A 25,014-nucleotide genomic window follows, 5' to 3' on the forward strand; every position below is an offset into this window, starting at 1 on the left:
CTCTTGGGGCTTTTTAGGTAACGCTGAAGCTGTTAAGCCTAAGGCAAGACCTAGAACGGAATATCGTCATCGAAGCTGTCGAAATCCGGAGCAGGCTGTGGAGCCTGTTGTTGCGGCGCTTGACGTTGTTGCTGCGGTTGCTGCTGCGGTGCAGGGCGTTGAGCCTGCTGACGCGGAGCGGACTGCTGTGGCTGCTGGTAGTTGTTACCGCCGCCCTGGTTCTGTTGGTCGCCTTGTGGACGGCCACCCAGCAGTTGCATGGTGCCTTGCATGTCGACCACGATTTCAGTGGTGTAACGCTTGATACCGTCTTTTTCCCACTCACGGGTTTGCAGCTTACCTTCGATGTACACCTGCGAACCCTTGCGCAGGTATTCGCCAGCAATTTCGGCAACTTTGCCGAACATCGATACACGGTGCCACTCAGTCTTTTCGACTTTCTGGCCGGTTTGCTTGTCAGTCCACTGTTCGCTGGTTGCCAGACTCAGGTTGGTCACGGCATTACCGTTAGGCAAGTAGCGAACTTCGGGATCCTGGCCGCATGTGCCGACCAATATAACTTTGTTAACCCCACGGGCCATAACGTTCTCCTAGGCTTCGCACGTCGGCGCTGGGTTAACCAACTGCTCGAGTGTCGCGCGATCCAATAGTTCGGTGTCCAATTTGATATAAATCGCGGCCTCTTCGGCAACGACCACTGCATCTGTAACGCCCGTAACAGCCTTTAAACGCTCAGCCAGACCTGCTTCGCGCAACGCTTCAGGTGACAACGGCAAGCGCAAGCTTGTTACGTAGGGTGGTTCGCGCATGGTAACAGCAAAGGCTAACCAGAGTGCAGCCAGACCTGCGCCTCCCAGGAACACAACCGACAAACCGCCATGCTGGAACAACCAGCCGCCGAGTATGCCGCCCAATGCTGAGCCGAGGAATTGGCTGGTGGAATAAACTCCCATCGCCGTGCCCTTGCCGCCTGCCGGTGACACCTTGCTGATAAGCGAAGGTAATGAAGCTTCCAGCAAGTTGAACGCGGTAAAAAACACCACAGTGCCAATCACCAATGTTCGCAAGCTGTCACCGAACTGCCAAAAGAATAGCTCAGTGAGCATCAACGTACCCACAGCGCCAAGCAAAACTCGTTTCATTTTGCGTTTCTTTTCGCCATAGATGATGAATGGGATCATGGCGAAGAAAGAAATCAGCAATGCGGTCAGGTACACCCACCAGTGTTGCTCTTTGGGCAGGCCGGCCTTTTCTACCAGCGCCAGCGGCAGCGCAATAAAGCTGGACATCAACATGGCATGTAACACAAAGATGCCCAGGTCCAGTCGCAGCAGGTCGGGATGACGCAGTGTTGGCAACAGCGCCTGCCTGGCTACGCCGGACTCACGATGCTGCAAGGTGCCGGTTGAGCGCGGCACCATGAACATGACGATCACGATACCCACCAATGCCATTGCAGCCGTAGCCAGAAACAGGCCGGACAAACCAAAAGCGTTGGTCAGCAGTGGCCCTACAACCATTGCGACAGCAAACGATAAACCAATGGTCATACCAATCATGGCCATGGCTTTGGTGCGGTGCTGTTCGCGGGTCAGGTCTGATAGCAGCGCCATCACTGCTGCGGAGATCGCGCCTGCACCCTGCAGGACTCGTCCAGCGATAACACCCCAGATCGAGTCAGAGTTAGCTGCCAGCACACTGCCGAGAGCGAAGACGATCAAGCCAAGGTAGATCACGGGCCGGCGACCGATACGGTCAGAAATGACACCGAAAGGAATCTGAAAAAGCGCCTGAGTCAGACCATAAGCGCCAATGGCCAAGCCAATCAGGGCAGGCGTCGCACCGGCGAGGTCCATCCCGTAGGTCGCCAACACCGGCAATACCATAAACATGCCAAGCATACGGAAGGCGAACACAAGGGCCAGACCACTTGCTGCTCGGGTCTCGCCGCTGCTCATGCGTTCGCTGTGGGGATCGTGCATGGAAAAACCTCATGTGAACCGGCGGCGATTCTACCAGTCCCATCGTGTAACAGCACACACACGAGAGAGGCGCGACGCTTTGTCACGTAAAAGTTATAAATGGCCTTTAATGACATCGTGCCATTAAGGGCCTGCACACTTTTCGCACAGAACCGTATACTCATTCGTTTACGTAATGCCCGCCAAGCGAGGCCGCAGTGGACAAGATCCTGATACGTGGGGCACGAACCCACAACCTGAAGAACATCGACTTGACCCTGCCAAGGGACAAACTGATCGTCATCACCGGACTGTCTGGCTCCGGCAAATCATCCCTGGCGTTTGACACGTTGTACGCCGAAGGCCAGCGCCGTTATGTCGAGTCACTGTCGGCCTATGCCCGGCAATTTCTTTCGATGATGGAAAAGCCTGACGTTGATACGATCGAGGGCTTGTCGCCGGCAATTTCCATCGAACAGAAATCGACGTCGCACAACCCGCGTTCGACAGTCGGCACCATCACTGAAATTTACGATTACCTGCGCCTGTTGTATGCCCGCGTCGGTATCCCGCGCTGCCCGGATCACGATATTCCGCTGGAAGCCCAGACCGTCAGCCAAATGGTTGATTTGGTGCTGGCGCAGCCTGAAGGCAGCAAACTGATGCTGCTGGCCCCGGTGATCCGAGAGCGTAAAGGTGAACACCTTTCGGTCTTTGAAGAGCTGCGAGCTCAGGGGTTCGTGCGCGCTCGCGTTGACGGCAAGTTGTGCGAGCTGGACGAGTTGCCGAAACTCGACAAGCAGAAAAAGCACACGATTGATGTGGTGGTCGACCGCTTTAAAGTGCGTGCCGACTTGCAGCAACGCCTCGCCGAATCGTTTGAAACCGCTCTAAAACTGGCTGATGGTATTGCGCTGGTCGCTCCGATGGACGACGAGCCTGGCGAAGAGATGATCTTCTCTGCGCGCTTCGCCTGCCCTATCTGTGGTCACGCGATCAGTGAGCTGGAGCCCAAGCTCTTTTCGTTCAACAACCCTGCGGGTGCCTGCCCGACTTGTGACGGCTTGGGGGTGAAGCAGTTTTTCGATATCAAGCGGCTGGTCAATAGCGAGTTGACGCTTGCCGAAGGCGCCATACGCGGCTGGGATCGACGAAACGTTTATTACTTCCAGATGCTCGGAGCGCTGGCCAAGCATTACGATTTCAGTCTGGAAGTGCCGTTTGGTGAGTTGCCTGCCGATAAGCAAAAGGTCATTTTGTATGGCAGCGGCACCCAGAATGTAGATTTTCGCTATCTGAATGATCGCGGCGATATCGTGAAACGTGCGCACCCTTTTGAAGGCATCGTGCCGAACCTTGAGCGGCGTTATCGTGAAACCGAGTCCGCCACTGTACGCGAAGAGCTGGCGAAGTTTTTGAGTACCCAGTCATGCCCTGATTGCCGTGGTACTCGTTTACGCCGCGAGTCCCGTCACGTATGGGTGGGCGAGAAAACACTGCCTGCCGTGACCAGCATGCCTATTGGCGATGCGACCGAGTACTTCAGCTCCCTGAGCCTGACCGGGCGACGCGGTGAAATTGCAGACAAAATCCTTAAGGAGATCCGCGAACGCCTTCAGTTCCTTGTGAATGTGGGGCTCGATTATCTGTCGCTGGATCGCAGCGCCGATACGTTGTCCGGCGGTGAAGCGCAGCGTATTCGCTTGGCCAGTCAGATCGGCGCGGGCCTGGTCGGCGTGTTGTACATCCTCGATGAGCCCTCGATTGGTCTGCATCAGCGCGACAACGATCGTTTGCTGGGCACGCTCAAACATCTGCGTGATATCGGCAACACCGTGATTGTGGTTGAACACGATGAAGACGCTATTCGCCTGGCGGACTACGTGGTCGATATTGGCCCCGGTGCGGGCGTTCATGGCGGCCATATCGTTGCCCAAGGCACTCCGGCAGAAGTGATGGCGCACCCTGACTCGCTGACAGGCAAGTATTTGTCTGGCCGTGTGAAAATCGCCGTGCCTGCCAAACGTACACCACGCAACAAAAAGCTGACGCTGTCACTCAAAGGTGCGCGCGGCAACAACTTGCGCAACGTGGATCTTGAAATCCCGATTGGCCTGCTGACCTGTGTCACCGGCGTATCGGGGTCGGGTAAATCTACGCTGATCAACAATACGCTTTACCCGCTAAGCGCCACCGCCTTGAACGGCGCGACTACGCTGGAAGCAGCTGCTCACGACAGCATTAAAGGTCTGGAGCATCTGGACAAGGTAGTTGATATCGATCAAAGCCCGATTGGACGCACACCCCGCTCCAACCCGGCGACGTACACCGGCCTGTTTACCCCGATCCGTGAGTTGTTTTCAGGCGTGCCTGAGTCTCGGTCGCGGGGCTACGGCCCAGGGCGTTTCTCCTTCAATGTGAAGGGCGGGCGTTGCGAGGCATGTCAGGGTGATGGCTTGATCAAGGTAGAAATGCACTTTCTGCCGGACATCTATGTGCCTTGTGATGTGTGCAAGAGCAAACGCTACAACCGCGAAACCCTGGAAATAAAATACAAGGGCAAGAGCATCCACGAAGTGCTCGAGATGACGATCGAAGAAGCCCGCGTGTTCTTCGACGCTGTACCTGCGCTCGCTCGTAAGCTACAAACGCTCATGGATGTAGGTTTGTCGTATATCAAGCTGGGGCAATCCGCCACGACGCTGTCAGGCGGGGAGGCGCAGCGGGTCAAGCTGTCTCGTGAGCTGTCCAAGCGTGATACCGGCAAGACGTTGTACATCCTTGATGAACCTACAACTGGTCTGCACTTTGCCGACATTCAACAGTTACTGGATGTGCTGCATCGCTTGCGTGATCACGGCAATACGGTGGTCGTGATCGAGCACAATCTGGACGTGATCAAAACTGCTGACTGGTTGGTGGATCTTGGGCCGGAAGGTGGCTCCAAGGGTGGTCAGATCATTGCGACGGGTACGCCTGAAGAGGTTGCCGAGATGAAGCAGTCGCATACGGGTTTCTACCTGAAGCCATTGCTGATTCGCGACAAGGCTTAAATTGACCCACGAAAAAGCCCCTGTCACCGAAAGATGGCAGGGGCTTTTTTTGAGGCTTGAATCGATCAGAGCTGCGACTGGAGGTAGTTCTGCAAACCAATCGATTTGATCAGACCCAGCTGCTTTTCGAGCCAGTAGGTATGGTCTTCTTCCGTATCAGCCAGCTGAATACGCAGCATGTCTCGGCTCACGTAGTCTTTGTGCAGCTCACATAACGCAATGCCTTTACAGAGTGCAGCGCGCACCTTGTACTCAAGGCGCAGGTCAGCTGCGAACATCTCGGGCACTGTAGTGCCTACGTCCAGGTCATCGGGGCGCATGCGCGGCGTACCTTCGAGCATCAGAATCCGGCGCATCAACGCATCAGCGTGTTGTGCCTCCTCTTCCATTTCGTGGTTGATACGCTCGTAAAGCTTGGTGAAGCCCCAATCCTCGTACATACGGGAATGGACAAAGTATTGGTCACGTGCAGCCAGCTCACCGGTGAGCAACGTGTTGAGGTAATCGATTACGTCCGGGTGCCCTTGCATCGCCGCACATCTCCCTGCTTGAAAGTCTGTAGTTTGAACCAAGCCGACCGAGAGGTCACGGATCAATCGCAATAAAACATCCAATATGCGTAGAAAATGAGGCTAAATAACGCAAAAACCGCCCAATTGAGGGCGGTTCTGCTTCTCACTTAGAGTTAGTTCCCAGTTACGCCCAGTGCTTTGGCAATGCCTTCGCCATAGGCTTGGTCGGCATTGTAAAAATGCTGCAACTGACGCTCTACGACATCACTTGATACATTGGCCATGGTGCCTGCAATGTTGTTGATCAACAGCGTCTTCTGTTCGTCACTCATTAAACGAAACAGTGCACCGGCATAGCTGTAGTAGTCCGAGTCTTCGCGGTGATCGTAACGATCGGCTGCACCGCTCAACGCCAGTGGCGGCTCTGCAAATTGAGGAGCCTGCTTGGGTGCATCGGCGTAGCTGTTAGGCTCATAGTTAGGTGCAGCGCCGCCGTTGTTACCGTAGGCCATCGAACCATCACGCTGATAGGTGTGCACAGGTACACGTGGCGCGTTGACCGGCAAGTGCTGATGGTTGGTGCCCACACGGTAGCGATGCGCATCGGCATAAGCGAACACCCGCCCTTGCAGCATGCGGTCAGGCGAGAGACCCACACCGGGAATCATGTTGCTTGGGCCGAATGCCGCCTGCTCAACTTCAGCAAAGTAGTTCAACGGGTTGCGGTTCAACTCCAACTCGCCAATTTCGATCAGCGGAAACTCTTTCTGCGACCAGGTTTTGGTCACATCGAACGGGTTGTCATGATGGGACGCAGCTTGCGCTTCGGTCATGACTTGCATGCACACACGCCATTTAGGGAAATCACCGCGCTCTATCGCCTCAAACAAGTCGCGCTGAGCATAATCGGGATCGGTGCCTGCCAGACGTGCTGCTTCAGCGGGCGGTAGATTTTTGATGCCTTGTTTGGTCTTGTAGTGCCACTTCACCCAGTGCCGTTCACCCGCCGCATTGATCAGACTGTAAGTGTGGCTGCCGAAACCGTGCATGTGACGGTAGCCATCGGGAATCCCGCGATCAGAAAACAGGATCGTGACCTGGTGCAGTGACTCAGGAGAGTGCGACCAGAAGTCCCACATCATTTGCGCACTTTTCAGATTGCTTTGCGGCAGACGTTTTTGGGTGTGGATAAAGTCGGGGAATTTAAGCGGGTCACGGATAAAAAACACTGGAGTGTTGTTACCCACAATGTCCCAGTTCCCTTCTTCGGTGTAGAACTTGATCGCAAAACCACGCGGGTCTCGCTCGGTGTCAGCGGAGCCGCGCTCGCCACCTACTGTCGAAAATCGCATAAAGGTGGGCGTTTGCTTGCCAACGGTATCAAACAGCTTGGCACTGCTGTACTGCGCAATATCACGGGTCAGGGTGAAGGTGCCATGAGCACCTGAACCTTTGGCGTGCACACGACGCTCGGGAATATTTTCGCGATTAAAGTGCGCGAGCTTCTCAATCAGATGAAAGTCATCGAGCAACAGGGGGCCACGAGGCCCAGCCGATCGCGAGTTCTGATTGTCAGCAACAGGGGCGCCACTGGCGGTCGTAAGCGTTTTGGTCAGGCTCATGCTAATCCTTCCTCAGTCAGTCTTGATGCTGCCGGCTAATCGGCTGAGGACGAGTATTGACCACGATCTCTAAACGGGCAAATGCATTGAACTTCACGAACCAATAGAAAATAACAATAGCTAAATGACGCGCACAAAAAACCGGGCACTAGGCCCGGTTCTCTGTAGAGACTGACGTCTTACTCAGCGGATACAGCTTCACCGCCAACTGGACGATCAACCAACTCGACGTACGCCATAGGCGCGTTGTCGCCAGCGCGGAAACCGCACTTGAGGATGCGCAGGTAGCCACCCTCACGAGTTGCATAACGCTTGCCCAGATCGTTGAACAGCTTACCAACCATAGCTTTCGAACGAGTACGGTCGAAAGCCAGACGGCGGTTAGCAACAGAATCAATCTTGGCCAGAGTAATCAGCGGCTCAGCAACGCGACGCAATTCTTTGGCTTTCGGCAGAGTCGTTTTGATCAGCTCGTGCTCGAACAACGACACTGCCATGTTTTGAAACATAGCCTTGCGGTGCGAGCTAGTGCGGCTCAGGTGACGACCACTTTTACGATGACGCATGGTTCATTCCTTACCAAACACAACGTTCGGTGATTACGACGATCAGGCAGTCGCCTTGTCGTCCTTCTTAAGACTTGCAGGCGGCCAGTTGTCGAGGCGCATGCCGAGGGACAGACCACGGGAGGCCAGAACGTCCTTGATTTCAGTCAAGGATTTCTTGCCCAGGTTCGGAGTCTTCAACAGTTCTACTTCGGTGCGCTGAATCAGGTCACCGATGTAGTAAATGTTCTCCGCCTTAAGGCAGTTGGCCGAACGCACGGTCAGTTCCAGATCGTCAACCGGACGAAGCAGGATCGGATCGATCTCGTCTTCCTGTTCGATAACCACTGGCTCGCTGTCACCTTTGAGGTCGACGAATGCAGCCAACTGCTGTTGCAGAATGGTTGCAGCACGACGGATAGCCTCTTCAGGATCCAGGGTACCGTTGGTCTCCAGATCAATAACCAGCTTGTCCAGGTTAGTACGCTGTTCGACACGGGCGTTTTCCACCACGTATGCGATACGGCGAACCGGGCTGAACGAAGAGTCAAGCTGCAAGCGACCAATGCTGCGGCTTTCATCTTCATCGCTCTGACGCGAGTCTGCTGGTTCATAACCACGACCACGAGCTACGGTGAGCTTCATGTTCAAGGCGCCGTTAGACGCCAGGTTGGCGATTACGTGATCGGGATTAACGATCTCGACATCATGATCCAGCTGAATATCGGCAGCGGTAACCACCCCCGAACCCTTCTTCGACAAGGTCAGCGTAACTTCGTCACGGCCGTGCAGCTTGATAGCCAGACCTTTAAGGTTCAACAGGATTTCAATTACGTCTTCCTGTACACCTTCGATGGCGCTGTACTCGTGGAGCACACCATCAATCTCGGCCTCGACTACTGCACAGCCTGGCATTGAGGACAACAGGATGCGTCGCAGCGCGTTGCCCAGGGTGTGGCCAAAACCACGCTCGAGAGGCTCGAGAGTGATTTTAGCGCGGGTTGGACTGACAACTTGCACATCAATATGGCGAGGTGTCAGGAACTCATTTACCGAAATCTGCATGGATGCACCTATTTTCTAGCCCTTACTTGGAGTAGAGCTCGACAATCAGGCTTTCGTTGATGTCGGCGGACAGATCACTGCGAGCAGGAACGTTCTTGAAAACGCCCGACTTCTTCTCAGTGTCTACTTCTACCCATTCTACGCGGCCACGTTGGGCACACAGATCGAGAGCTTGGACAATGCGAAGCTGGTTCTTTGCTTTCTCGCGGATAGCGACCACGTCACCAGCACGAACCTGGTAGGACGGAACGTTTACGGTTTGACCGTTAACGCTGATCGACTTGTGCGATACCAACTGACGAGATTCGGCACGAGTAGAACCGAAACCCATACGGTATACGACGTTATCCAGGCGGCATTCGAGCAGTTGCAGCAGGTTTTCACCGGTTGCACCTTTTTTGCCAGCAGCTTGTTTGTAGTAGCCGCTGAACTGACGCTCGAGAACGCCGTAGATACGACGGACCTTCTGCTTTTCACGCAGTTGGGTACCGTAGTCGGATTGGCGACCGCGGCGTTGGCCGTGGATGCCTGGAGCAGCTTCAATATTGCACTTCGATTCGATAGCGCGCACACCACTCTTCAGGAAGAGATCGGTGCCTTCACGACGTGCCAGTTTGCATTTTGGACCAATGTAACGAGCCATTCTTTACAGTCTCCTGGATTACACGCGGCGCTTCTTCGGCGGACGGCACCCGTTGTGCGGGATAGGCGTCACGTCGGTGATGCTGGCGATCTTATAGCCACAGCCGTTCAAAGCACGGACAGCGGACTCACGACCTGGACCTGGGCCCTTAACGTTAACGTCAAGGTTTTTCAGGCCATATTCCAGCGCAGCTTGACCAGCACGTTCAGCAGCTACTTGAGCAGCGAACGGGGTGGACTTGCGAGAACCGCGGAAACCCGAACCACCGGAGGTTGCCCAAGAAAGCGCATTACCCTGACGGTCGGTGATGGTCACGATGGTGTTGTTGAAAGACGCGTGGATGTGGGCGATGCCATCAACCACTGTCTTTTTAATTTTCTTACGAGGACGAGCAGCAGGTTTTGCCATGACTAAATTCCTGTCGATTCGCTGGTGCGATTACTTGCGGATCGGCTTACGCGGACCTTTGCGAGTACGCGCGTTGGTCTTGGTACGCTGACCGCGTACTGGAAGACCACGACGATGGCGCAGACCGCGATAGCAGCCCAAGTCCATCAAGCGTTTGATTTTCATGTTGACTTCACGACGCAGGTCACCTTCAGTGGTGAACTTCGCCACTTCGCCACGCAGCAACTCAATCTGCTCGTCGCTCAGATCCTTGATCTTAGCGGCTGGGTTTACACCAGCATCCGCACAGATTTTCTGTGAGGTAGTGCGACCAACACCATAGATGTAGGTCAGCGAGATAACAGTGTGCTTGTTATCTGGAATGTTAACGCCTGCAATACGGGCCATTCAGTGGGACTCCAATTGACAGCTACCTACGCCCCGGAAGCCAAGAAATAGGGCGCGAGATAATATCGCTGTAATAACAAATAATCAACCCAGCAGCGCACTAGCTGCTGGGCTTCAAACAGATCACACTCAGCCTTGGCGCTGTTTGTGACGTGGTTCCGCGCTGCAAATTACTCGAACAACACCTTCGCGGCGAATAATCTTGCAGTTACGGCACAGCTTTTTCACCGATGCACGAACTTTCATCACCAACTCCTATCACCTTATGGACACTTCAGCGAAGCATTCCGCTGCCGTAGCCCTTCAGGTTGGCTTTCTTCATCAGGGATTCGTACTGGTGTGAAACGAGGTGCGATTGTACTTGGGACATGAAGTCCATAACAACCACGACAACGATCAGCAACGAGGTCCCGCCAAGGTAGAACGGAACGTTTGCTGCAACCACCAGGAACTGGGGCAACAAGCACACGGCCGTCATATAAAGAGCACCGAACAGAGTCAAACGAGTCAAAACGCCATCAATATAGCGTGCCGACTGCTCACCTGGACGGATACCCGGAATAAAGGCACCGGACTTCTTCAGGTTTTCCGCTACGTCTTTCGGATTGAACATCAACGCCGTATAGAAGAAGCAGAAGAAAATAATCCCTGCACTAAACAGCAGAATATTCAACGGCTGACCAGGAGCGATCGACTGCGAGATGTCCTGCAACCAGCCCATACCTTCAGACTGACCGAACCAGGCACCCAGCGAAGCCGGGAACAGCAAAATGCTGCTCGCAAAAATAGCCGGAATAACACCGGCCATATTCACTTTCAGCGGTAGGTGGCTCGTCTGTGCAGCAAACACCTTGCGGCCCTGCTGACGCTTGGCGTAGTGAACAGCAATACGACGCTGGCCACGCTCAATGAACACCACAAAACCGATAATCGCTACTGCCAGCAAACCGATAGCAACCAGAGCGAAGATATTGATATCACCCTGACGCGCAGACTCGAAAGACTGCCCTATTGCTCTCGGAAGACCGGCGACGATACCCGAAAAAATCAACATCGAGATACCGTTGCCAACTCCGCGCTCAGTAATCTGCTCACCCAGCCACATCATGAACATTGCACCTGCCACAAACGTGGTAACTGCAACGAAATGGAAGCCTAGATCACCAGTGAACGCGACGCCCTGCCCTGCCAAACCAATGGACATGCCAATGGCCTGGACAAGAGCAAGAGCGACAGTGAGGTAGCGGGTGTACTGGCTTATCTTGCGACGACCAGCTTCACCTTCCTTCTTCAACTGCTCCAGCTGTGGGCTGACAGCGGACATAAGCTGCATGATGATCGATGCCGAAATGTACGGCATGATCCCCAGCGCAAAAATACTCATCCGCTCCAGCGCACCGCCGGAAAACATGTTGAACAAGCTAAGTATGGTCCCCTCATTCTGTCGAAACAGGTCCGCTAGCCGGTCCGGGTTGATACCTGGAACTGGGATGTGTGCGCCTATTCGGTAGACGATAATCGCCAAGAATAGAAATCGCAGACGAGCCCAGAGCTCGGACAACCCGCCTTTGCTGAGCGCTGAGAGAGCACCTTGCTTAGCCATTTATTCCTCGAACTTGCCGCCAGCTGCTTCGATAGCCGAACGCGCACCTTTGGTGGCGCCGATTCCCTTGCCGATTGTGACAGCGCGAGTAACTTCACCGGACAGCATGATTTTCACACGCAGTACGTTGACGTTGATCACGTTGGCATCTTTCAGGGTCTGCACAGTAACGATGTCGCCTTCCACTTTAGCCAGCTCGGACAAACGCACTTCTGCGCGATCCATGGCTTTCAGGGAAACGAAACCGAACTTAGGCAGACGGCGATGCAGCGGCTGTTGACCGCCTTCAAAGCCTGGAGCAATAGTGCCACCGGAGCGGGAGGACTGACCTTTGTGACCACGGCCACCAGTCTTACCCAAACCACTACCGATACCACGGCCCGGACGATGCTTTTCGCGACGGGAACCCGGCGCTGGACTCAGATCATTGAGTTTCATCGATTAACCCTCTACACGCAGCATGTAGTAAGCCTTGTTGATCATCCCGCGATTCTCGGGAGTATCAAGTACTTCTACAGTGTGACCGATGCGACGCAGACCCAGACCCTTAATGCACAGTTTGTGATTAGGGATGCGGCCGGTCATGCTTTTGATCAGCGTTACTTTAACGGTAGCCATGATCAGAAGATCTCCTTAACGCTTTTGCCACGCTTAGCGGCAATAGACTCAGGAGACTGCATAGCTTTCAAACCTTTGAAAGTGGCGTGAACCACGTTTACCGGGTTAGTCGAGCCGTAGCACTTGGCCAGTACGTTCTGAACACCAGCAACTTCGAGGACAGCACGCATAGCGCCGCCAGCGATGATACCGGTACCTTCAGAAGCAGGCTGCATGTAAACCTTGGAAGCGCCGTGGGCGGATTTCATGGCGTACTGCAGAGTGGTGCCGTTCAGGTCCACTTGAATCATGTTGCGGCGAGCAGCTTCCATTGCCTTCTGGATCGCAGCAGGCACTTCACGTGACTTGCCACGGCCGAAGCCAACGCGCCCTTTACCATCACCAACCACGGTCAACGCGGTGAAAGTGAAGATACGGCCGCCTTTAACGGTTTTGGCTACGCGGTTAACTTGAACCAGCTTCTCAATGTAGCCTTCGTCGCGCTTTTGGTCGTTATTTGACATAACTTAGAACTCCAGCCCAGCTTCACGAGCAGCCTCAGCCAGCGCTTTCACGCGGCCGTGGTACTTGAAGCCAGAGCGGTCGAAAGCCACCTGCGAGACGCCAGCGGCTTTTGCACGCGTAGCGACCAGCTGGCCAACCTTTGTGGCCGCGTCGATGTTGCCAGTGGCACCATCACGCAGTTCTTTGTCCAAAGTCGAGGCGCTTGCCAAGACTTTGCTGCCGTCGGCCGAGATGACCTGGGCGTATATATGCTGAGACGAGCGGAACACGCAGAGACGCACGACTTCGAGTTCGTGCATTTTCAGACGTGCTTTGCGAGCGCGACGCAGTCGAGTAACTTTTTTGTCGGTCATTTGCTATGCCCTACTTCTTCTTGGCTTCTTTACGACGGACGACTTCGTCCGCGTAACGTACACCCTTACCTTTATAAGGCTCTGGTGGACGGAAACCGCGGATCTCAGCGGCCACCTGACCTACCAGTTGCTTATCGATACCCTTGATCAGGATGTCGGTTTGGCTTGGGGTCTCAGCGGTGATGCCTTCCGGCAATTCGTAATCCACTGGGTGCGAGAAGCCAAGAGCCAGGTTCAGCACTGTGCCTTTTGCTTGCGCTTTGTAACCAACACCGACCAGCTGGAGCTTGCGCTCGAAGCCTTGGCTTACGCCTTGGACCATGTTGTTTACCAACGCACGAGTGGTACCAGCCATTGCACGTGTTTGTTGATCGCCATTGCGAGCAGCGAAACGCAGCTCACCAGCTTCTTCAACAATTTCAACGGACGAATGGATGTTCAGTTCTAGAGTGCCCTTGGCACCCTTCACCGAAAGCTGTTGGCCGGCGAATTTTACTTCGACACCAGCTGGCAGCTTAACGGGGTTCTTAGCGACGCGTGACATGCTTATCCCCCCTTAGAACACAGTGCAAAGAACTTCGCCGCCGACACCGGCAGCGCGCGCAGCACGATCCGTCATCACACCTTTGTTGGTGGAGACGATAGACACACCAAGACCGCCACGAACTTTCGGCAGATCATCGGAGGACTTGTACTGACGCAGGCCTGGACGGCTAACGCGCTTAACTTCTTCGATAACCGGACGGCCTTCGAAGTACTTCAGCTCGATAGACAGCAGAGGTTTTGTTTCGCTGCTGATCTGATAATCCGCGATGTAACCTTCGTCTTTAAGAACTTTGGCTACAGCTACCTTCAACGTGGAAGACGGCATGCTTACGACGGACTTTTCAGCCATCTGGGCATTACGGATTCGAGTTAGCATGTCCGCTAACGGGTCCTGCATACTCATGGGCTAGATGCTCCTGATACAAAAAAAATTAGCCTTGCGGCTACAACTTTCGCCGAGTACTCAATGCTCAAAAAGCACGGGCTCAGGCGAGCCGGTCATTCTAGACACACGTCAGAAATGAATCAAGCCCCAATAGGGGCTTGATTCATATTCAAGGTCACCGGCTGTCAGGATCTTGAGACCCTGGCAGCGATAACTTTGCCTGTGCGCCTTACCAGCTGGCTTTAACCAGACCTGGTACGTCGCCGCGCATTGCTGCTTCACGCAATTTGTTACGGCCCAGGCCGAACTTGCGGTAAACACCATGCGGACGGCCAGTCAGGCGGCAGCGGTTACGCATGCGCGCAGCGCTTGCGTCACGTGGCTGCTTCTGCAGAGCAACTTGAGCTTCCCAACGGGCTTCTGGACTTGCGTTCAGATCCACGATGATAGCTTTCAGCTCAGCACGCTTCTTGGCGAACTTGGCAACCGTGAGCTGACGTTTCAGCTCGCGGTTTTTCATGCTCATCTTAGCCATGGTCCTACTCCAATCAGTTGCGGAACGGGAATTTGAAAGCACGCAGCAAGGCGCGACCTTCATCATCTGTCCGAGCAGTGGTGGTCAGGGTAATGTCCAGACCGCGGAGGGCATCGATTTTGTCGTAGTCGATTTCCGGGAAGATGATCTGCTCTTTTACGCCCATGCTGTAGTTACCACGACCATCGAAGGACTTGGCATTCAGGCCGCGGAAGTCGCGTACCCGAGGCAGGGAGATCGACAGCAGACGATCCAGGAATTCGTACATACGCTCACGGCGCAGAGTTACTTTGACGCCGATCGGCCAGCCTTCGCGAACTTTAAAGCCTGCGATGGACTTGCGAGCGTAGGTCACAACAACTTTTTGACCAGTGATCTTTTCCAAATCAGCTACAGCGTGCTCGATGACTTTTTTGTCACCGATCGCTTCGCCCAAACCCATGTTCAGGGTGATTTTGGTAACGCGCGGAACTTCCATCACGTTCGAAAGCTTAAGTTCTTCCTTAAGTTTCGGAGCGATTTCCTTCCGGTAAATCTCTTTTAGTCGTGCCATGGTCTTATCTACCTAGCAGTGTTCAAGCATCAACCGCTTTTTGGGTCGACTTGAAGACACGAATTTTTTTGCCTTCTTCTACTTTGAAACCAACGCGGTCAGCCTTGTTGGTTTCGCCGTTGAAAATGGCTACGTTAGAAGCGTCCAGTGGAGCTTCTTTCTCGACGATACCGCCTTGTACGCCCGACATCGGGTTAGGCTTGGTATGACGCTTTACCAGGTTCAGACCGCCAATAACCAGACGGTTGTTAGCGAGAACCTTAAGCACCTTACCGCGCTTACCTTTGTCTTTGCCGGCGATCACGATGATCTCGTCGTCACGACGAATCTTTTGCATGTCGGATCTCCTTACAGCACTTCTGGGGCGAGCGAGACGATCTTCATGAACTTCTCAGTACGAAGTTCACGGGTCACTGGCCCAAAGATACGGGTGCCGATCGGCTCTTGCTTGTTGTTCAGAAGAACAGCAGCGTTGCCATCAAAGCGGATAATGGAGCCATCAGCACGACGTACGCCGTGACGAGTGCGGACTACAACAGCAGTCATCACTTGGCCTTTTTTCACTTTACCGCGAGGAATTGCTTCCTTCACGGTAACTTTGATGATGTCACCGATACCAGCGTAACGACGATGGGAGCCACCCAGCACCTTGATGCACATAACGCGGCGTGCGCCGCTGTTATCGGCCACATCGAGCATGGATTGAGTCTGAATCATATAATTTCTCCGACCCCTAGTCCTTAGACTTCCACAGCGCGTTCGAGAACATCAACCAATGCCCAAGACTTAGTCTTGGCCATCGGACGAGTTTCACGAATAGTGACTTTGTCGCCGATGTGGCACTGATTGGTTTCGTCGTGCGCGTGCAGCTTAGTCGAACGCTTAACGTATTTACCGTAGATCGGGTGCTTAACGCGACGCTCGATCAGAACGGTGATGGTTTTGTCCATCTTGTCGCTGACAACACGGCCAGTCAGCGTACGGACAGTTTTTTCGGCTTCAGCCATGATTACTTACCTGCCTGCTGTTTGAGCACAGTCTTCACGCGAGCAATGTCACGCTTAACTTGCGAGAGCAGATGCGACTGCCCCAACTGGCCAGTTGCTTTCTGCATACGCAGATTGAACTGGTCGCGCAGCAAGCCGAGCAGTTGCTCGTTCAGCTGCTGTGCGGATTTTTCACGAAGTTCATTCGCTTTCATCACATCACCGTCCGTTTAACAAAGGAGGTGGCGAGCGGCAGCTTTGCAGCAGCCAGGGCGAAAGCCTCACGCGCCAGCTCTTCAGTAACACCCTCGATTTCATACAGGACTTTGCCTGGCTGAATCTGGGCAACCCAATATTCCACGTTACCCTTACCTTTACCCATCCGAACTTCGAGTGGCTTTTTGGTTACAGGCTTGTCCGGGAATACACGGATCCAGATCTTGCCGCCACGTTTAACGTGACGGGTCAGTGCACGACGCGCTGACTCGATCTGACGAGCGGTGAGACGACCACGAGCAACAGACTTCAGCGCATATTCGCCGAAGCTGACTTTGCTACCGCGCAATGCCAAGCCACGGTTGTGGCCAGTCATCTGCTTGCGGAACTTCGTACGCTTAGGTTGTAACATTTGGCGTACCCCTTACTTAGCAGCTTTTTTACGAGGCGCTGGTGCTTGTGGCTTCAGTTCTTCTTGGCGACCACCAATTACTTCGCCTTTGAAGATCCAAACCTTTACACCGATCACACCGTAAGTGGTGTGAGCTTCGTAGTTGGCATAGTCGATGTCGGCACGCAGGGTGTGCAATGGCACACGACCTTCGCGATACCATTCAGTACGTGCAATTTCAGCACCGCCGAGACGACCGCTCACTTGGATTTTGATGCCTTTGGCACCAATGCGCATAGCGTTCTGTACAGCGCGTTTCATCGCGCGACGGAACATTACACGACGCTCCAGCTGCTGAGCTACGCTCTGCGCAACCAGCATACCGTCGAGTTCCGGCTTGCGGATCTCTTCGATATTGATGTGCACAGGCACACCCATTTGCTTGGTCAGGTCCTGACGCAGTTTCTCAACATCTTCACCTTTCTTCCCGATAACAATACCTGGACGAGCAGTGTGGATGGTGATGCGTGCAGTTTGGGCCGGACGATGGATATCGATACGGCTTACGGACGCGCTTTTTAGTTTGTCTTGGAGGTATTCACGCACCTTCAGATCTGCGAACAAGTAGTCCGCATAAGTCCGACCGTCTGCGTACCAGACGGAGGTGTGCTCCTTGACGATTCCCAGGCGAATGCCAATGGGATGTACTTTCTGACCCATCTCTTCGACTCCGTTACTTGTCAGCAACCTTGACAGTGATATGGCAAGACCGCTTGACGATGCGATCAGCGCGGCCTTTGGCACGCGGCATGATGCGCTTCAGCGAACGCCCTTCGTTGACGAAAACGGTGGCGACTTTAAGGTCGTCTACGTCTGCGCCTTCGTTATGCTCGGCGTTGGCTACGGCCGACTCCAGCACTTTCTTGATGATCTCGGCGGCTTTCTTGTTGCTGAAAGCCAACAGGTTGAGCGCTTCGCCCACCTTCTTCCCGCGGATCTGGTCGGCGACCAAGCGGGCTTTCTGGGCGGAGATTCGAGCGCCCGACAACTTAGCGGCTACTTCCATCGTTCCTTACCCCTTAACGCTTGGCTTTCTTGTCTGCCACGTGCCCACGATAAGTGCGGGTACCGGCAAACTCGCCTAGTTTATGGCCAACCATGTCTTCGTTCACGAGAACTGGGACATGAAGACGACCGTTATGCACAGCGATGGTCAGACCGACCATTTGTGGCAGGATCATCGAACGACGCGACCAGGTTTTCACCGGCTTGCGATCGTTCTTTTCCGCCGCCACTTCGATCTTCTTCAGTAGGTGAAGATCAATAAAAGGACCTTTTTTCAGAGAACGTGGCACTGTCGTATCCCTCTATTTACTTGCGACGACGGACGATCATTTTGTCGGTACGCTTATTACCACGAGTCTTCGCGCCCTTAGTCGGGAAGCCCCATGGCGATACCGGATGACGACCACCAGAGGTACGACCTTCACCACCACCATGTGGGTGGTCAACCGGGTTCATGGCAACACCACGAACGGTTGGGCGAACGCCACGCCAGCGTTTGGCACCAGCTTTACCCAGCGAACGCAGGCTGTGCTCGGAGTTCGAGACTTCGCCCAGCGTTGCACGGCATTCAGCCAATACTTTACGCATTTCACCGGAACGCAGACGCAGGGTCACGTAGACACCATCACGAGCGACCAGCTGAGCCGAAGCACCAGCGGAACGAGCGATCTGTGCGCCTTTGCCCGGCTTCAATTCGATGCCGTGTACGGTGCTACCAACTGGAATGCTGCGCAGCTGCAACTGGTTGCCTGGCTTGATCGGAGCCAAAGCACCCGAAATCAGCTGGTCGCCAGCGCTCACGCCTTTAGGGGCGATGATGTAACGGCGTTCGCCGTCTGCGTACAACATAAGAGCAATGTGAGCAGTACGGTTTGGATCGTATTCGATACGCTCAACAGTGGCTGGAATGCCATCTTTGTCGTTGCGACGGAAGTCGACCATACGGTAATGCTGTTTATGACCACCACCGATGTGACGAGTGGTAATACGGCCATTGTTGTTACGACCACCAGTCTTCGATTTTTTCTCGAGCAGCGGTGCGTGAGGAGCGCCTTTATGCAGCTCCTGGTTGACCACCTTGACCACATGACGGCGGCCAGGGGAAGTCGGTTTGCATTTAACGATTGCCATGATGCACCCCTTCCTTACTCAGCACTGCTGCTGAAATCGAGATCTTGGCCTGGCTGAAGGGAGATTACTGCCTTCTTCCAGTCATTACGCTTGCCCACGCCGCGAGCGGTGCGCTTGCTCTTACCCAGAACATTCAGGGTAGTAACACGCTCAACTTTCACGCTGAACAGGCTTTCGACGGCCTTCTTGATTTCCAGCTTGGTTGCATCAGTAGCAACCTTGAAAACGAACTGGCCTTTCTTGTCTGCCAGAACCGTAGCCTTCTCGGAAACGTGCGGGCCAAGCAGAACTTTAAATACGCGTTCCTGGTTCATCCCAGCAGCTCCTCGAATTTCTTCACGGCCGACACGGTGATCAACACCTTGTCGTATGCGATCAGACTAACTGGATCGGAACCTTGCACGTCACGTACATCAACGTGTGGCAGGTTACGAGCAGCCAGGTACAGGTTCTGATCAACAACTTCAGACACGATCAGAACGTCTGTCAGACCCATGCCAGTCAGTTTGTTCAGCAGATCTTTGGTTTTCGGCGCTTCAACAGCGAAGTCCTGAACCACGACCAGACGATCAGTACGCACCAGCTCAGCAAGGATGGAACGCATTGCTGCGCGATACATCTTCTTGTTCAGCTTCTGAGAGTGATCTTGTGGGCGAGCTGCGAAAGTAGTACCACCGCCGCGCCAGATTGGGCTACGGATAGTACCGGCACGAGCACGGCCAGTACCTTTCTGACGCCAAGGGCGCTTACCGCCACCACGAACGTCGGAACGGGTTTTTTGCTGCTTGCTACCTTGACGGCCGCCGGCCATGTAGGCCACGACTGCTTGGTGAACCAGCGTCTCATTGAACTCGCCGCCGAATGTCAGTTCGGAAACTTCGATCGCTTGAGCGTCATTTACATTTAATTGCATGTCAGCTTCCCCTTAACCGCGAGCCTTGGCCGCCGGACGTACAACCAGGTTGCCGCCAGTAGCGCCAGGAACAGCACCCTTGACCAACAACAGATTGCGTTCAGCGTCGACGCGCACTACTTCGAGGGACTGCACGGTCACGCGCTCAGCGCCCATATGACCGGACATTTTTTTGCCCTTGAATACACGACCAGGAGTCTGGCACTGGCCAATAGAGCCCGGGACGCGGTGGGAAACGGAGTTACCGTGAGTGTTATCTTGGCCACGGAAATTCCAACGCTTGATCGTACCCTGGAAGCCTTTACCTTTGGACTGACCGGTCACATCGACCATCTGACCTGCGGTGAAGATTTCAGCGTTGATCAGATCGCCTGCCTGGTACTCGCCTTCTTCAAGGCGGAATTCCATTACGGTACGACCAGCAGCAACGTTTGCTTTAGCGAAGTGACCCGCTTGAGCAGCTGTTACGCGCGAAGCGCGACGCTCGCCGACAGTGACTTGCACTGCACGATAGCCATCGGTTTCTTCAGTTTTGAACTGGGTGACGCGATTCGGCTCGATCTCAATGACCGTGACCGGAATGGAGACACCTTCTTCGGTGAAAATACGGGTCATACCGCATTTACGACCGACTACACCAATAGTCATGTTGTAAACCTCATGAGTGTACGGGGCTTTCACCCGCTATGGCCGCCCATTTCAGAGCGTTACACGACTAAGACCCAAGTCTTAGCCGAGGCTGATCTGTACTTCCACACCGGCCGCCAGATCTAGCTTCATAAGAGCATCAACGGTTTTATCCGTTGGCTGAACGATGTCCAGTACGCGCTTATGAGTACGGATCTCGTACTGGTCACGCGCGTCTTTGTTGACGTGCGGGGAAACCAGAACAGTGAACCGCTCTTTACGAGTAGGCAGTGGAATAGGACCACGAACCTGAGCACCAGTACGTTTCGCGGTTTCCACGATTTCCTGGGTTGATTGGTCGATCAGGCGATGGTCAAAAGCCTTCAACCTGATACGGATTTGCTGATTTTGCATTGGATTTCAGACTCCGATTGCTGTTCCCACCGAGCGCAATACGCCCGTTAAAAGGAGGCGCAATTCTATAGACGGCCCCAGCGGGTGTCAACTCAATAAAAAAGCCCCCGCTGAGCGGGGGCCTTTTTAAGCGATCAACGATTACTCGATGATTTTGGCTACAACGCCAGCGCCTACAGTACGACCGCCTTCACGGATTGCGAAACGCAGGCCGTCTTCCATTGCGATAGTTTTGATCAGGGTAACAACCATTTTGATGTTGTCGCCCGGCATTACCATCTCAACGCCTTCCGGCAGTTCGCAGTTACCAGTTACGTCAGTTGTACGGAAGTAGAACTGAGGACGGTAGCCTTTGAAGAACGGAGTGTGACGACCGCCTTCTTCCTTGCTCAAAACATAAACTTCAGCTTCGAACTTGGTGTGCGGCTTAACCGAACCTGGCTTAACCAGAACCTGGCCACGCTCAACGTCGTCACGCTTGGTACCACGCAGCAGAACGCCGCAGTTCTCGCCTGCACGACCTTCGTCAAGCAGCTTGCGGAACATTTCAACGCCGGTGCAAGTGGTAACAGTTGTGTCACGCAGACCAACGATTTCCAGTGGGTCTTGAACGCGAACGATACCGCGCTCGATACGACCAGTTACAACAGTACCGCGACCAGAGATCGAGAACACGTCTTCGATTGGCATCAGGAACGGCTTGTCGATAACACGAACTGGATCTGGAATGTAAGTATCCAGAACTTCTACCAGTTTACGAACGGCAGTGGTGCCCATTTCGTTGTCGTCTTTGCCTTCCAGCGCCATACGAGCCGAACCGATGATGATCGGAGTGTCGTCGCCTGGGAAGTCGTAAGTCGACAGCAGGTCACGAACTTCCATCTCAACCAGTTCCAGCAGCTCAGCATCGTCTACCAGGTCAGCCTTGTTCAGGAAAACCACGATGTACGGAACGCCAACCTGACGGGACAGCAGGATGTGCTCACGGGTTTGTGGCATCGGACCATCAGCGGCCGAACAAACCAGGATAGCGCCGTCCATCTGAGCAGCACCGGTGATCATGTTCTTCACGTAGTCAGCGTGACCTGGGCAGTCAACGTGAGCGTAGTGACGGATCAGCGAGTTGTATTCAACGTGCGCAGTGTTGATCGTGATACCACGAGCTTTTTCTTCTGGCGCGCTGTCGATTTTATCGAAGTCAACGATTGCCGAACCGAAAACTTCGGAGCAAACACGAGTCAGAGCTGCGGTCAGTGTGGTTTTACCATGGTCAACGTGACCGATAGTGCCAACGTTGACGTGCGGTAGGGAACGATCAAATTTTTCTTTAGCCACGACAATTAACTCCTTGCCTAAAGGACTGAACTAAATCAGCCTTGTTTTTTAGTAACAGCTTCGACGATGTGCGACGGAGCTGTATCGTATTTTTTGAATTCCATAGAGTAGCTTGCGCGACCCTGAGACATGGAACGAACGTCGGTCGCATAACCGAACATTTCACCCAACGGAACTTCAGCACGAATTACTTTGCCGGAGACCGTATCTTCCATACCCTGGATCATGCCGCGACGACGATTCAAGTCGCCCATCACGTCACCCATATAGTCTTCAGGTGTAACAACCTCTACCGCCATGATCGGCTCAAGCAACTCACCACCGCCTTTGGAGGCCAGTTGCTTGGTAGCCATGGAGGCAGCCACCTTAAACGCCATCTCGTTGGAGTCGACGTCGTGGTAAGAACCATCAAACACGGTAGCCTTCAGGCCGATCAGCGGATAGCCGGCAACAACACCGTTCTTCATCTGCTCTTCGATACCCTTCTGGATAGCCGGGATGTATTCCTTAGGAACCACACCACCTACCACTTCGTTCACGAATTGCAGACCTTCCTGACCTTCGTCAGCAGGTGCAAAACGGATCCAGCAATGGCCAAACTGACCACGACCGCCGGACTGACGAACGAACTTGCCTTCGATCTCACAGCTCTTCGTGATGCGCTCACGATACGAAACCTGAGGCTTACCGATGTTGGCTTCGACGTTGAACTCACGGCGCATCCGGTCAACCAGGATGTCCAAGTGCAGCTCGCCCATGCCAGAGATGATCGTTTGACCGGTCTCTTCATCAGTTTTTACGCGGAAAGATGGATCTTCCTGAGCAAGTTTGCCCAGAGCGATACCCATTTTTTCCTGGTCATCCTTGGTCTTAGGCTCAACGGCAACCGAAATAACCGGCTCCGGGAAGTCCATACGAACCAGAATGATTGGCTTGTCAGCGCTGCACAAGGTTTCACCAGTGGTGACGTCCTTCATGCCGATCAAGGCCGCGATGTCACCAGCGCGTACTTCCTTGATCTCTTCACGGGCGTTTGCGTGCATTTGCACCATACGACCCACACGCTCTTTCTTGCCTTTAACCGAGTTGATTACGCCGTCGCCGGAGTTCAACACGCCCGAGTAAACTCGAACGAAGGTCAAAGTACCCACGAATGGGTCAGTAGCGATCTTGAACGCCAGAGCCGAGAACGGCTCGTTGTCGTCTGCATGACGCTCCAGCTCGATAGTCTCGTCATCCGGGTCAGTACCCTTGATGGCAGGAATCTCGGAAGGAGCAGGCAGGTAGTCGATAACGGCGTCGAGAACCAGGGGAACACCCTTGTTCTTGAACGAAGAACCGCAAACAGCCAGAACGATCTCACCAGCAATAGTACGCTGACGCAGAGCGGCCTTGATTTCCTCGTTGGTGAGTTCTTCACCCTCGAGGTACTTGTTCATCAGCTCTTCGCTGGCTTCGGCCGCAGCCTCAACCATGTTACCGCGCCACTCTTCAGCCAATTCCAGCAATTCAGCAGGAATCGCCTCACGACGTGGAGTCATACCCTTGTCAGCGTCATTCCAGTAAACAGCTTCCATGGACATCAGGTCGATCTGACCCTGGAAGTTGTCTTCTGAACCGATAGCCAATTGGATTGGCACCGGAGTATGACCCAGACGCTGCTTGATCTGACCGATCACGCGCAGGAAGTTGGCACCAGCACGGTCCATCTTGTTTACATAAACAAGACGTGGAACGCCGTATTTGTTGGCTTGACGCCATACGGTTTCCGACTGAGGCTCAACGCCCGAAGTACCGCAGAACACAACGACCGCGCCGTCGAGTACACGCAGGGAACGTTCAACTTCAATAGTGAAGTCAACGTGGCCCGGTGTATCGATTACGTTGAAACGATACTGGTCTTTGTGCTGCTTAACGGAACCCTGCCAGAAGGCGGTAATAGCAGCAGAAGTAATGGTAATACCACGCTCCTGCTCCTGAACCATCCAGTCTGTGGTCGCGGCGCCGTCATGCACCTCGCCCATTTTGTGACTTTTGCCAGTGTAAAAAAGGACGCGCTCGGTGGTGGTGGTTTTACCAGCATCCACGTGAGCAACGATACCGATGTTACGGTAGCGATTAATCGGAGTAGTACGAGCCATAAAGCCCTCGCAAAATGAGTTGCGCTGAAATTAGAAGCGGTAGTGCGAGAAAGCTTTGTTGGCTTCAGCCATACGGTGCACGTCTTCACGCTTCTTAACTGCTGCGCCTTTGCCTTCAGCAGCGTCCAACAGTTCGCCAGCCAAGCGCAGAGCCATAGACTTCTCGCCGCGCTTGCGGGCGAAGTCTACCAACCAGCGCATTGCCAGGGCGTTACGACGGGACGGACGAACTTCGACCGGAACCTGGTAAGTAGCACCGCCTACACGGCGCGACTTCACTTCGACCAGCGGAGCGATGGCGTCGAGAGCTTTCTCGAAGATTTCCAGGGGATCGCTGTTCTTGCGTTCTTTAACCTTTTCCAGCGCGCCATAAACGATACGCTCGGCAACGGCTTTTTTGCCGCTTTCCATTACGTGGTTCATGAACTTGGCCAGAATTTGGCTTCCGTATTTTGGATCGTCAAGCACATCGCGCTTGGCTGCTACGCGTCTTCTTGGCATG

At 54.0% G+C, this 25,014-nt stretch carries 36 protein-coding genes; 1 reads left to right on the forward strand and 35 read right to left on the reverse strand.

Annotated features, from left to right (window positions below):
* Positions 1 to 50: 50 nt before the first annotated feature.
* Positions 51 to 581 (reverse strand): single-stranded DNA-binding protein, encoded by a 531-nt coding sequence (locus tag FJD38_RS06985; protein WP_122782083.1) that lies wholly within the window; start codon positions 579 to 581, stop codon positions 51 to 53.
* A gap of 9 nt (positions 582 to 590) precedes the next feature.
* Positions 591 to 1,982 (reverse strand): MFS transporter, encoded by a 1,392-nt coding sequence (locus FJD38_RS06990; RefSeq protein WP_122782084.1) that lies wholly within the window; start codon positions 1,980 to 1,982, stop codon positions 591 to 593.
* A 197-nt stretch (positions 1,983 to 2,179) separates the two neighbouring features.
* Here FJD38_RS06990 and uvrA point away from each other — a divergent pair, with 197 nt between their 5' ends.
* Positions 2,180 to 5,014: an excinuclease ABC subunit UvrA gene (gene uvrA, locus FJD38_RS06995; protein ID WP_122782085.1), complete on the forward strand. Its 2,835-nt coding sequence runs from the start codon at positions 2,180 to 2,182 to the stop codon at positions 5,012 to 5,014.
* Positions 5,015 to 5,079: 65 nt separating this feature from the next.
* Here the strand turns inward: uvrA and bfr are convergent, their stop codons facing one another.
* The 33 genes from bfr to rpsG form a co-directional block, all read right to left on the reverse strand.
* Complete coding sequence (gene bfr, locus FJD38_RS07000; RefSeq protein ID WP_122782086.1) at positions 5,080 to 5,544, reverse strand: bacterioferritin; 465 nt, start codon at positions 5,542 to 5,544, stop codon at positions 5,080 to 5,082.
* A 155-nt stretch (positions 5,545 to 5,699) separates the two neighbouring features.
* Complete coding sequence (locus tag FJD38_RS07005) at positions 5,700 to 7,148, reverse strand: catalase (RefSeq protein WP_122782087.1); 1,449 nt, start codon at positions 7,146 to 7,148, stop codon at positions 5,700 to 5,702.
* Positions 7,149 to 7,327: 179 nt separating this feature from the next.
* Positions 7,328 to 7,714, reverse strand: coding sequence for a 50S ribosomal protein L17 (gene rplQ / locus FJD38_RS07010; protein ID WP_016779185.1), 387 nt, complete (start codon positions 7,712 to 7,714; stop codon positions 7,328 to 7,330).
* Positions 7,715 to 7,756: 42 nt separating this feature from the next.
* Entirely contained in the window at positions 7,757 to 8,758 is a 1,002-nt protein-coding gene (locus tag FJD38_RS07015; RefSeq protein WP_003176403.1) for a DNA-directed RNA polymerase subunit alpha, read from the reverse strand.
* Between the two features lie 22 nt (positions 8,759 to 8,780).
* Positions 8,781 to 9,401 carry a 30S ribosomal protein S4 gene (gene rpsD, locus FJD38_RS07020; RefSeq protein WP_003444359.1) on the reverse strand — a complete coding sequence of 207 codons (621 nt, stop codon included), beginning with the start codon at positions 9,399 to 9,401 and terminating at the stop codon, positions 8,781 to 8,783.
* A gap of 18 nt (positions 9,402 to 9,419) precedes the next feature.
* Positions 9,420 to 9,809 carry a 30S ribosomal protein S11 gene (rpsK, locus tag FJD38_RS07025; protein ID WP_007924177.1) on the reverse strand — a complete coding sequence of 130 codons (390 nt, stop codon included), beginning with the start codon at positions 9,807 to 9,809 and terminating at the stop codon, positions 9,420 to 9,422.
* Positions 9,810 to 9,839: 30 nt separating this feature from the next.
* On the reverse strand, positions 9,840 to 10,196 hold the full coding sequence (gene rpsM, locus FJD38_RS07030) for a 30S ribosomal protein S13 (RefSeq protein WP_016779184.1): 357 nt from the start codon (positions 10,194 to 10,196) through the stop codon (positions 9,840 to 9,842).
* Between the two features lie 129 nt (positions 10,197 to 10,325).
* Positions 10,326 to 10,442, reverse strand: coding sequence for a 50S ribosomal protein L36 (rpmJ, locus tag FJD38_RS07035; RefSeq protein WP_002555468.1), 117 nt, complete (start codon positions 10,440 to 10,442; stop codon positions 10,326 to 10,328).
* A gap of 28 nt (positions 10,443 to 10,470) precedes the next feature.
* Entirely contained in the window at positions 10,471 to 11,799 is a 1,329-nt protein-coding gene (gene secY, locus FJD38_RS07040) for a preprotein translocase subunit SecY (protein WP_003444361.1), read from the reverse strand.
* Entirely contained in the window at positions 11,800 to 12,237 is a 438-nt protein-coding gene (rplO, locus tag FJD38_RS07045; protein WP_003444362.1) for a 50S ribosomal protein L15, read from the reverse strand.
* A gap of 3 nt (positions 12,238 to 12,240) precedes the next feature.
* Positions 12,241 to 12,417, reverse strand: coding sequence for a 50S ribosomal protein L30 (gene rpmD / locus FJD38_RS07050; protein ID WP_003444363.1), 177 nt, complete (start codon positions 12,415 to 12,417; stop codon positions 12,241 to 12,243).
* A gap of 2 nt (positions 12,418 to 12,419) precedes the next feature.
* Positions 12,420 to 12,920, reverse strand: coding sequence for a 30S ribosomal protein S5 (gene rpsE, locus FJD38_RS07055; RefSeq protein WP_003186035.1), 501 nt, complete (start codon positions 12,918 to 12,920; stop codon positions 12,420 to 12,422).
* A gap of 3 nt (positions 12,921 to 12,923) precedes the next feature.
* A complete protein-coding gene (gene rplR, locus FJD38_RS07060; RefSeq protein WP_122782088.1) occupies positions 12,924 to 13,274 on the reverse strand; it encodes a 50S ribosomal protein L18 in 351 nt (116 codons plus the stop codon).
* 10 nt (positions 13,275 to 13,284) lie between these two features.
* Positions 13,285 to 13,818, reverse strand: a complete 534-nt coding sequence (rplF, locus tag FJD38_RS07065; RefSeq protein WP_016779180.1) for a 50S ribosomal protein L6 — start codon at positions 13,816 to 13,818, stop codon at positions 13,285 to 13,287.
* A 12-nt stretch (positions 13,819 to 13,830) separates the two neighbouring features.
* The gene (gene rpsH, locus FJD38_RS07070) at positions 13,831 to 14,223 is read right to left on the reverse strand and encodes a 30S ribosomal protein S8 (RefSeq protein ID WP_122782089.1); all 393 of its coding nucleotides are present in this window, start codon (positions 14,221 to 14,223) and stop codon (positions 13,831 to 13,833) included.
* Positions 14,224 to 14,434: 211 nt separating this feature from the next.
* A complete protein-coding gene (gene rpsN, locus FJD38_RS07075) occupies positions 14,435 to 14,740 on the reverse strand; it encodes a 30S ribosomal protein S14 (protein ID WP_019409906.1) in 306 nt (101 codons plus the stop codon).
* A 13-nt stretch (positions 14,741 to 14,753) separates the two neighbouring features.
* On the reverse strand, positions 14,754 to 15,293 hold the full coding sequence (gene rplE, locus FJD38_RS07080) for a 50S ribosomal protein L5 (RefSeq protein ID WP_003186044.1): 540 nt from the start codon (positions 15,291 to 15,293) through the stop codon (positions 14,754 to 14,756).
* 22 nt (positions 15,294 to 15,315) lie between these two features.
* Positions 15,316 to 15,630 carry a 50S ribosomal protein L24 gene (gene rplX, locus FJD38_RS07085; protein ID WP_003444369.1) on the reverse strand — a complete coding sequence of 105 codons (315 nt, stop codon included), beginning with the start codon at positions 15,628 to 15,630 and terminating at the stop codon, positions 15,316 to 15,318.
* A gap of 11 nt (positions 15,631 to 15,641) precedes the next feature.
* On the reverse strand, positions 15,642 to 16,010 hold the full coding sequence (gene rplN / locus FJD38_RS07090; protein ID WP_002555479.1) for a 50S ribosomal protein L14: 369 nt from the start codon (positions 16,008 to 16,010) through the stop codon (positions 15,642 to 15,644).
* A gap of 23 nt (positions 16,011 to 16,033) precedes the next feature.
* The gene (gene rpsQ, locus FJD38_RS07095) at positions 16,034 to 16,300 is read right to left on the reverse strand and encodes a 30S ribosomal protein S17 (protein ID WP_003194644.1); all 267 of its coding nucleotides are present in this window, start codon (positions 16,298 to 16,300) and stop codon (positions 16,034 to 16,036) included.
* Between the two features lie 2 nt (positions 16,301 to 16,302).
* Positions 16,303 to 16,494: a 50S ribosomal protein L29 gene (gene rpmC / locus FJD38_RS07100; RefSeq protein ID WP_003444371.1), complete on the reverse strand. Its 192-nt coding sequence runs from the start codon at positions 16,492 to 16,494 to the stop codon at positions 16,303 to 16,305.
* Positions 16,494 to 16,907, reverse strand: a complete 414-nt coding sequence (gene rplP, locus FJD38_RS07105; protein ID WP_003444372.1) for a 50S ribosomal protein L16 — start codon at positions 16,905 to 16,907, stop codon at positions 16,494 to 16,496. Before rplP ends, rpmC begins: the two co-directional genes overlap by 1 nt.
* 12 nt (positions 16,908 to 16,919) lie before the next feature.
* A complete protein-coding gene (gene rpsC / locus FJD38_RS07110; RefSeq protein WP_003176422.1) occupies positions 16,920 to 17,606 on the reverse strand; it encodes a 30S ribosomal protein S3 in 687 nt (228 codons plus the stop codon).
* Positions 17,607 to 17,619: 13 nt separating this feature from the next.
* A complete protein-coding gene (rplV, locus tag FJD38_RS07115) occupies positions 17,620 to 17,952 on the reverse strand; it encodes a 50S ribosomal protein L22 (protein WP_003444373.1) in 333 nt (110 codons plus the stop codon).
* Between the two features lie 13 nt (positions 17,953 to 17,965).
* Entirely contained in the window at positions 17,966 to 18,241 is a 276-nt protein-coding gene (gene rpsS / locus FJD38_RS07120) for a 30S ribosomal protein S19 (protein WP_003232420.1), read from the reverse strand.
* Positions 18,242 to 18,257: 16 nt separating this feature from the next.
* The gene (rplB, locus tag FJD38_RS07125) at positions 18,258 to 19,082 is read right to left on the reverse strand and encodes a 50S ribosomal protein L2 (RefSeq protein ID WP_095037963.1); all 825 of its coding nucleotides are present in this window, start codon (positions 19,080 to 19,082) and stop codon (positions 18,258 to 18,260) included.
* A 14-nt stretch (positions 19,083 to 19,096) separates the two neighbouring features.
* A complete protein-coding gene (gene rplW / locus FJD38_RS07130; protein ID WP_003444375.1) occupies positions 19,097 to 19,396 on the reverse strand; it encodes a 50S ribosomal protein L23 in 300 nt (99 codons plus the stop codon).
* Positions 19,393 to 19,995 carry a 50S ribosomal protein L4 gene (gene rplD, locus FJD38_RS07135; RefSeq protein ID WP_019409903.1) on the reverse strand — a complete coding sequence of 201 codons (603 nt, stop codon included), beginning with the start codon at positions 19,993 to 19,995 and terminating at the stop codon, positions 19,393 to 19,395. Before rplD ends, rplW begins: the two co-directional genes overlap by 4 nt.
* Before the next feature lie 12 nt (positions 19,996 to 20,007).
* The gene (rplC, locus tag FJD38_RS07140; protein ID WP_003444377.1) at positions 20,008 to 20,643 is read right to left on the reverse strand and encodes a 50S ribosomal protein L3; all 636 of its coding nucleotides are present in this window, start codon (positions 20,641 to 20,643) and stop codon (positions 20,008 to 20,010) included.
* An 81-nt stretch (positions 20,644 to 20,724) separates the two neighbouring features.
* Complete coding sequence (gene rpsJ / locus FJD38_RS07145) at positions 20,725 to 21,036, reverse strand: 30S ribosomal protein S10 (RefSeq protein ID WP_003186070.1); 312 nt, start codon at positions 21,034 to 21,036, stop codon at positions 20,725 to 20,727.
* Positions 21,037 to 21,177: 141 nt separating this feature from the next.
* Complete coding sequence (tuf, locus tag FJD38_RS07150; RefSeq protein WP_146384565.1) at positions 21,178 to 22,371, reverse strand: elongation factor Tu; 1,194 nt, start codon at positions 22,369 to 22,371, stop codon at positions 21,178 to 21,180.
* A 35-nt stretch (positions 22,372 to 22,406) separates the two neighbouring features.
* Complete coding sequence (gene fusA, locus FJD38_RS07155) at positions 22,407 to 24,512, reverse strand: elongation factor G (RefSeq protein WP_122785684.1); 2,106 nt, start codon at positions 24,510 to 24,512, stop codon at positions 22,407 to 22,409.
* A 30-nt stretch (positions 24,513 to 24,542) separates the two neighbouring features.
* Complete coding sequence (gene rpsG / locus FJD38_RS07160; protein ID WP_019824369.1) at positions 24,543 to 25,013, reverse strand: 30S ribosomal protein S7; 471 nt, start codon at positions 25,011 to 25,013, stop codon at positions 24,543 to 24,545.
* Position 25,014 lies beyond the last annotated feature (1 nt).

It is taken from the genome of Pseudomonas saxonica (genome assembly GCF_007858365.1).
GTDB classification, from domain to species: domain Bacteria; phylum Pseudomonadota; class Gammaproteobacteria; order Pseudomonadales; family Pseudomonadaceae; genus Aquipseudomonas; species Aquipseudomonas saxonica.